General features: G+C 42.4%; 7 protein-coding genes. 6 read left to right on the top strand and 1 reads right to left on the bottom strand.

Translation table 11 applies throughout. From position 1 onward, the window contains the following. From AAGC65_RS23450 to AAGC65_RS23435, 4 genes are all read left to right on the top strand, one after another. Positions 1-267: hypothetical protein (locus AAGC65_RS23450; RefSeq protein ID WP_343114899.1), on the top strand; the 267-nt coding region annotated here is incomplete at its 5' end. A 75-nt stretch (positions 268-342) separates the two neighbouring features. Continuing rightward, complete coding sequence (gene rbfA, locus AAGC65_RS23445) at positions 343-714, top strand: 30S ribosome-binding factor RbfA (protein WP_343114898.1); 372 nt, start codon at positions 343-345, stop codon at positions 712-714. Between the two features lie 6 nt (positions 715-720). After that, positions 721-1,413 (top strand): peptidoglycan DD-metalloendopeptidase family protein, encoded by a 693-nt coding sequence (locus tag AAGC65_RS23440; RefSeq protein ID WP_343114897.1) that lies wholly within the window; start codon positions 721-723, stop codon positions 1,411-1,413. A 49-nt stretch (positions 1,414-1,462) separates the two neighbouring features. Further along, positions 1,463-2,128: a TonB family protein gene (locus AAGC65_RS23435; protein ID WP_343114896.1), complete on the top strand. Its 666-nt coding sequence runs from the start codon at positions 1,463-1,465 to the stop codon at positions 2,126-2,128. A 4-nt stretch (positions 2,129-2,132) separates the two neighbouring features. Here AAGC65_RS23435 and AAGC65_RS23430 read toward each other — a convergent pair whose 3' ends face one another. Further along, positions 2,133-2,699, bottom strand: a complete 567-nt coding sequence (locus AAGC65_RS23430) for an RNA polymerase sigma-70 factor (protein ID WP_343114895.1) — start codon at positions 2,697-2,699, stop codon at positions 2,133-2,135. A gap of 243 nt (positions 2,700-2,942) precedes the next feature. Between AAGC65_RS23430 and AAGC65_RS23425 the strand changes: the two genes are divergently transcribed. Together AAGC65_RS23425 and AAGC65_RS23420 are read left to right on the top strand one after the other, a co-directional pair. Further along, positions 2,943-4,013, top strand: coding sequence for a FecR family protein (locus AAGC65_RS23425; protein ID WP_343114894.1), 1,071 nt, complete (start codon positions 2,943-2,945; stop codon positions 4,011-4,013). Positions 4,014-4,244: 231 nt separating this feature from the next. Next, positions 4,245-7,733 (top strand): TonB-dependent receptor, encoded by a 3,489-nt coding sequence (locus AAGC65_RS23420; RefSeq protein WP_343114893.1) that lies wholly within the window; start codon positions 4,245-4,247, stop codon positions 7,731-7,733. Positions 7,734-7,855 lie beyond the last annotated feature (122 nt).

Raw genomic sequence — 7,855 nt, 5'->3', positions numbered from 1 at the left:
GGTCTGTACAGCTTTGGCCCGGAAGTAAAATCGTTTAAGGATTGCGATAGCGGCAGGGAGTTTTGGGTGGCCGATAGCTCGGCCCAGCTGGAGTTACAATATTCCCAATTAAACTTTGAAAAACCTTACGAGCCGGTTTACGTTGAAGTAGAAGGCATCAAGTCAAAATCAGGAAAAGAGGGAATGGGTTCTGAATATGACAGCACGCTTGTTGTAAAAAAAGTGATAAAAATTACCAAAGAGATACCTCAGGATGTTTGTAACTAACAACTACCTGTGTACCGGCAATTTAAACCAAATAAATAAAACCCATCTGCCACTGTGGCGTTAAACTAAATAATTATGGAATCAAAACGTCAACAAAAATTTGCCGGAGTAATACAGCAGGATCTGGCCGCGATATTTCAGCGCGAAGGCATGAACTATTTGCCCAACACCCTGGTAACCATAACCAAAGTGCGCGTAACGCCCGATTTGGCTATTGCCCGTATATTTTTAAGCTTTTTTGGCAATAACAATCTGCAGCTGGCCCTGCAAACCGTAAAATCGCACGCCTCGGAGATCAGGTACAAACTGGGTGCCCGCATTAAAGACCAGGTAAGGATAATCCCTCAACTGGAGTTTTTTGTGGATGATACCAGCGAGTACGTAGAGCGTATGGACAAGATATTTGAAAAAATAAGCAAAGAAGAACGCCAGCCCGATACTGAATAATACTGTATGGGTGCGTCCCCTCTTGATCAGCTCAAAACTTATTTGCAAAACCACCCAGATGCCATTGGCAAGGTGGTTGATTATAATGCCGGCACCGACCGGCTTTTTACGTTGGATTTTACCGCAGCCAACACCGAACTAAGCACAGCTATTATTACAGACACGCCCCAATTTACCAATTGGGTGAATGATAAGCTGCGTGCTAATAACTGCCGTTACGGTATTGGCGGCTACATGGAGCACCGAACCATTTATGCCATGAGCCCGCATTTTGATACCGACGATGAACCCCGCAGGCTCCATCTGGGTGTTGATATCTGGGGCGATGCCGGCACGCCCATCTATGCGCCGCTCAAGGGTATTGTACATAGCTTTCAGGACAACAATAACCTGGGAGATTATGGCCCCACCATTATATTACAGCATAACCTTGATAGTTTAACATTGTACAGCCTTTACGGCCATCTGAGCCGCACAAGTTTGCAGGGATTAACCGTAGGTATGTCCGTTCATAAAAACCAGCAGATAGCCGCACTGGGTAATAACCAGGAAAACGGCCAGTGGCCACCTCACCTGCATTTTCAATTGATGTTTGATATGGAAGGTAAGCATGGCGACTATCCTGGCGTATGCAAATACTCCGAAATGGAAAAGTACCGCGCAAACATACCTGACCCGGGCCTGGTGCTGAGGTTTTAATCTTTAACAGATTAAACCATATATCCCTTTTATTGTCGATATTTATAGTATGATGAAACGCCTGCTTACAATCGTTTTTGTCGCTATGGCCACCGCAGCCTTTGCCCAGCCTGCATTTAAGGGCGGAGACCAGGCCTTTGCCACGTTTTTAAGAAACAATATCGTTTACCCGGAGTACTCCAGTAAAAATTGCATCTCGGGTACCATTGATGTTGCCTTCCGCATTAATAAAAGCGGTAAAGTTGTGGATGCTTCGGTACAGCGTGGTCTGGGGATAGATCTGGACGACGAAGCCCTGCGGATCATCAAACTTACATCGAGCAAATGGACGGTTCCTGCAGACTATAATGAAAACACCCGGCTAATTCAGCCAGTTCGTTTTAGCCCCGACCAAACCAATTGCGGCTTTGCGCCCAATCTGGCTAATATACAAGCCGCCATTAACAACTATAAGGTACGGCAGGAACTTGAAAACGCCGTCACCAACTACTACAGCAATAAATACAAAGGCAAGGCCGATACCACCAAAGAAGCAACCATCATCAACCTGAAAAAACAATTGGGCTTTGATGATGAACTGATAAGCGACGTGCTGAAGCAAGCCGACAAAAAACTAAAGCAAGGGGATAAAGAAGGCGCCTGTACCGATTGGGCATTTGTCCGCAACATTGGCAGCAACCGGGCCGATAGTTTTATTTCAAAATATTGTAAATAGCTGCTTACAAAAAAAGCATGTAGGTAACACGCTTTAAAGTTTGCCTTAATTTTTCAAGGGCGATACCAACCTGGCGCTCTACGGTTTTTGGGGATATATTTAGCTGGCTGGCAATTTCTTTATACTTCATATCACTGAAACGGCTCAGCACAAAAATTTCACGGCATTTTTGGGGTAATGTGTTAATGGCGGCATTAATTTGCAGGGCTAATTCCTTCTCTTCATAGCCACTTTCTACCGTGCTGCGCATTTCATCTAAAAGATTGTTCTTTTCCAAATAAGTCACGTATAAATTTTCAATTTTCTGATGTTTTAAATAGTTCAGACTTCGGTTTTGAACCATTTTAAACAAATACGAGCTTATTGACGATGAAAATTTGACCTCATGGCCATTTTCCCACAAAAAAGTAAAAACATCGGCAACAATTTCTTCAGCAACCGAAATATCATTCACAAAACGATTAGAAAAAAGTGTAAGTTTTGTATAATAAAGCTTAAACAAAACTTCAAACGTTTCAGAATCGCCCTGAACAAGCTTCGTATTAGAAAAAAGTTTGCTTTCTGTAATCATTTATTCATGCTTAATCAAAATGAAGTACTTTTTAAAAATCTTTAACAAGTTAGGCATTTTTTTCTAATTGTTTCAAATTTAATATGGAAATAATGATAAAGTAATGGTAAAATATTTGGCATAGTGTATATATAACACAATTAATTCGGCCCTTTTTGGCACATTTCCGAACATTATTAAAAAAATATTTCATCATCTTTTGAGGGTGCACCTCTTTTGAATTGTCTTGTTAGCATAAGAGGAATGAATAACGAAGAAATAAAACTGCTATTAGTAAAGTACATTACCCGCGAGGCTGATGAAAACGAGATTGACCAGGTAAGGCAATGGGTAAGCGCGCACCCTGAAAATGAGCAGTACTTTGCCCAGCTGTACGAAACCTGGCAACACATGCTATACCTGAAACCGGAGGTAATTGATGAGGAAAAAGCTTTTACTAAATTTTCGGCAGCCAATATACCTCAGCCCAGGGAAACAAAATACAGACAGCTGTATAGATGGAGTAAAGTGGCAGCTGCTATCGCGCTGTTCGGCATATTGGCAGTTATATTAACTAAGCATTATTCGCAAAATATTCAAAGTATAAGGGAGGTAGCGGTTAATAAAGGCGGTATTAAAAAGATCATTTTAGCAGATGGCACCCAGGTTTGGCTAAACGCGGGCAGCAAACTGAATTATAATACAGATTTCGCCAAGAAAAATCGCACCGTTTACCTGGAAGGCGAGGCATTTTTTGAAATAGCGCCGGGCAAAAAAACAATCCCGTTTATTGTAAACACCAAAAATTACACCATCAGGGATATAGGTACCAAATTTAACCTGAAAGCCTATCCTGCAGATTCGTTCTTTGAAACCACGGTTGTAAAAGGCGAGGTTTCTGTTGAAGGTAATGTGGATAACAACGCCAGGGAAATGAGTCGTATATACGTTAAGCCAAGGCAGGTATTACGTATATACTATCCTCAGCCCAAAGAAAAATATACCTATAAGCCTGATGACACGCGCGATCTTAAAAACCTGAACGAGATACAGGTTTTACAGATAGACTCGGCACAGATCAATAAATATGATGGCTGGAAGCAAGACCTGCTGGTATTTGACGGCAATACGCTTAATGATATAGCCAAAGTGCTGGAACGCCGCTACAATGTAAAAATAGTAATGAACGATACCGATCTGCAAAATATTTGCTACTCGGGCAGTTTCAAAAACATTGGCAGCATTGATAAGGTTTTGAGTCTGATAAAAAGCAATACCGCTATTAATTACACTATAGCAGGCAATACCATAACCATTACCAAAAACAACAACTAACGATCACTCATTAATTAAACTTTAAAAGAAAAAGGATGGCAAAAAAATAACTCTCTCTTCTCAACAAAAAACCCGGTGTGCGCTAACACTCCGGGCTATGTAAAAATTAATAGCTAATACCCTACGCTTGGGGAAGCATTGTATTAACTAATTAACAAACACAAATTTATGATAAATTTTGACAGAAAATCTGTAATGCCTCCGCGCGCGTGGCAAAAAACGATTAAAATTATGAAGCTTGTTACCGTTTTACTCTTTGTAAGTGTAATGCATATACATGCTGCGGTGTACTCTCAAAATGTTTACAACTTTAACGTAAACAATATCTCAGTTAAGCAAATGTTTAAGCAGATAGAAAAAAACAGCAAATTCACTGTTTTTTACCGGCTTGACCAGGTAAACGTAGATAAAAAGATCAATGTAGAGCTGCAGGATGCCACCATTGAAACGGTGATGAAAAACGTACTTCAAAATCAGCAACTCACCTTTCAGGTAGTTGATGATATTATCGTAGTAAAACCTGCAGATGGCACCACCATTGCTACCCTTACAGTAACCGGCACAATTAAAGATTCAAAAGGGACTCCTTTACCGGGTGTAAGCGTAAAATTGACTGGCAGTTCATTAGGTACCACAACCGATGTTAACGGAAGGTACAGTCTAACCCTTCCTGATGGTAACGGCACATTGGAGTTTAGCTTTTTAGGCTTCACGCCGCAAAGGGTAGCCGTGGGCGGTAAAACAAGCATCAACGTTACCCTGCTTGAAGAAGCTAAAGGACTAAACGAAGTGGTTGTGGTGGGTTACTCCTCACAAAAGAAGAAAGATCTGATCGGCGCCGTATCCGTTGTTGACGTACAGGCCTTAAATAAGCAGGCTTCAGGCTCAGTAAACAGTCAATTACAGGGCCAGGCATCAGGTGTTACGGTTATTGGTTCGGGCCAGCCGGGCGCTGAGCCTCAGGTACGTATCCGCGGTTTTAACTCGTTCGGCAATAACAATCCGCTGTATGTGGTTGATGGTATACCTACTCAGGATATCAGCACCATTAACCCTAATGATATTGAAAGCTTCCAGATATTGAAAGATGCCAGCTCGGCTTCCATATATGGCGCGCGCGCCTCAAACGGTGTAATTATCATCACCACTAAAAAGGGTAAGGGCAAGGTAACCATTCAGTACGATGCTTATTACGGTCGCCAGGTACCTAAAGGAGGCAATGTATGGAATACCTTAACCCCTCAGGAAACCGCCGACCTGAAACACCTGGCATTGGTAAACTCTGGTGTTACCGATTTTCAGGATGATCAGTATAATCCCAGTGGCGAAGGTTCAACTTTTACACTACCTGATTATATCTCTCCGGCTGGCGCCAAAAATGGCGACCCCGCAACCGACCCTGCACTATACTATGTAAATCCATTTTATACCAACTCTGATGACTATAACAGCTTTTACCGCATTACTAAAGCCAACAAAGCCGGAACAGACTGGTATCACGAAATATTTAAAACTGCACCTATTACCAGCCATAACCTGGCAGTAAGTTCTGGTAACGAGCAGGGCAATTACCTGTTTTCATTAAATTACTTTAACCAACAGGGAACGCTGATCAATACTTACGAAAAACGCTATACTATCCGTGCCAATAGTCAGCATAATTTCACCAAGCACATCCGCATTGGCGAAAACCTGGCCTACTCGGTTGTTGATAACCCGCAGGTTGGTTACAACAATGGCGACGCGGTAATAGCGCACGCCTTCAGGGAAATGCCGATCATACCTGTTTATGATATTAAGGGTAATTATGGCGGCGATAATGGTTCGGGCCTGGGCGACTCCTTTAACCCGGTAGCCATACAGCAACGTACAAAAAACAACAAATCATTGGCTTACCGCTTATTCGGAAACGTATTTGCCGAAGCTGATTTCCTGAATGATTTCACTATCCGTACCAGTTTTGGTGGCGAAACGGCTTCAGGCGCATCGCACAGTTTTCAATATCCTCAATACGAGAACGTAGAAAACTCACAAACCAACCAATATAATGAGGATTCGTACAGCAACTGGAACTGGACATGGACAAATACCTTAGCTTACCATAAAAGCCTTGGTAAGCATGACATCAAAGTTTTGGTTGGTTCTGAAGCCAATCAAAGCTATGACAGTAACTTGGGGGGTGCCAGGCAAGGCTACTTTAGCTTTGATCCCAACTACACCGATCTGAATACAGGCGATGTAGGCAGCGCGAGTAACTACAGCTATCGCGCCGAATCATCGCTATTCTCACTGTTTGCCCGGGCCGATTATATTTTTAACGATAAATACCTGTTCAACGCCACTATCCGTCGCGATGGCGCTTCTAACTTTTCACAAGTACATCAATATGGCTGGTTCCCGGCCTTTAGCGCAGGCTGGAGAATATCGCAGGAAAGCTTCATGAAAGGCGCAACCTGGCTTAACGACCTGAAAATACGCGGTGGCTACGGTATTATGGGTAACCAGCTAAACGTAACCTCATCAAACCGGTTTGATGCCTTTAGCAGCGCCGTGGGCCAATCGTACTACGCTATAAATGGCGGCAACACGGTTGTAGCGGGTTTCTACCAATCCCAAATTGGCAACCCTAACGCTAAGTGGGAAAAAGATGCCAATACCAACATCGGTTTTGACGCGTCGTTATTCAATAGCGCTATAACTATTACGGCTGATTACTACCGTAAAGATATCCGCGATCTGCTATACAATCCTGAAGTTTTAGGAACCATTGGTAATGGTACAGTACCTTTTGTAAACATCGCCAAAATGAAAACCGAAGGTGTTGATGTTAACATCGCCTCCAATTTTAAATTCAATAAGGTTGGGTTTAACGCGTCGCTTAACGTAACTACCTTTAGCAATAAAATAACCAAGGTATCAAACGATGCCGATTACTTTGACAGCGACAATACCAGGGGTTTTGATGTAGGCTTTGTACGCAACCAGGTAGGACATTCATATGGTGAGTTTTACGGTTATAAAGTAACCGGTTTCTGGAATTCGCAACAGGAAATAGATGCCGCCAACGCCAAAGTACAACAAACATCAGGCGATCCTAACGCTACTTATCAAACCGACGTAGCTGTGGGCCGTTTCAAATATGCCGATGTCAATGGCGATGGCAAGATCACCGATGCCGACAGAACTTTTATAGGCAACCCGAACCCTAAATTCTCTACCGGTTTAAACCTGGGCGTTAACTATGCAGGTTTTGATTTTAACGTATTACTGTATGGTGTTTTTGGCAACAAAATATGGAACAACATAAAACGCTGGAGAGATTTTTACTCGTCGTTTGTAACTGCCAAAAGCAAAACAGCGCTATATGATTCCTGGACACCAACTCACCAGAATGCTAAAGCGCCAATTCAGGAAATCAATTCATCATTTAGCAGCAACGCGCAGCCAAACTCTTACTTTGTTGAAAACGGTGCCTATGTACGCGCCCGTAATGCTCAGTTAGGTTATACATTTTCGCCAAACGGCCTTAAAAAGTTAGGGATTCAAAAGTTAAGGGTATACCTGTCAGGAACCAACTTGTTTACCATAACCGGTTATTCAGGTGTTGATCCGGAACTACAGGGACAGCCTGACGCACAGGGACACACCACCTTCGGAATTGATGAAGGTACCTATGCAAGTCCGCGCACTTTTTTATTAGGTGTTAATCTAACATTATAATTAACCATTAAGCACGATTACAATGAGAGCAAAAATATATATTACCCTAAGCATGGCGCTTGCCATAGCTATCAGTTCATGTAAAAAATCATTGGATAAGCCTCTTTTGGGAGCATTAGAAT

The sequence above is a fragment of the Mucilaginibacter sp. genome, from assembly GCF_039207105.1.
Lineage (GTDB): Bacteria > Bacteroidota > Bacteroidia > Sphingobacteriales > Sphingobacteriaceae > Mucilaginibacter.
The sequence above is the reverse complement of the archived record's forward strand: the minus strand, read 5'-3'. Positions and strand labels throughout refer to the sequence as shown.